Raw genomic sequence first — 358 nt, 5'->3', positions numbered from 1 at the left:
TCTTGCGCTGGTAGCCTTTCAGGGGGCGGCGGGCGCGATAGACCTCGCTTTGCAGCCAGTCGGCATCCCACGCTTTGCCGGTGCTGTAGGTGATGCCAGCCAGCGTCATCGCGCGTGCGATTGCAGCCCAGGACCAGTCGCCATGCACAAGCTCCAACAACATGCCGTAATGTTGGCGCAGCCAGGGCCGCACGACATCGCTCTGTCGCCAGAGCGGGCGGAGCATTTCCGCCAAGCTTTCGATCTCGGCCTCGGTGTGAATGCGTTTGCGCGACATGAACACGGGCTTTCAAAAATAGCGGCATGGAGTTTCACTATTTTTGACTAAGCGCGCAATCTTCCGAATCGGAATCTTGAC

1 pseudogene is annotated in these 358 nt (G+C 58.9%); it reads right to left on the bottom strand.

Annotated features, from left to right (window positions below):
* Window positions 1–277 (bottom strand): annotated as a pseudogene (locus MXAZACID_RS17530) (hypothetical protein); the annotation flags it as partial.
* Between the last annotated feature and the right edge of the window lie 81 nt (window positions 278–358).

Source organism: Acidocella sp. MX-AZ02 (assembly GCF_000306035.1).
GTDB classification, from domain to species: domain Bacteria; phylum Pseudomonadota; class Alphaproteobacteria; order Acetobacterales; family Acetobacteraceae; genus Acidocella; species Acidocella facilis.
This window is presented reverse-complemented; position numbering and strand designations above follow the sequence as displayed.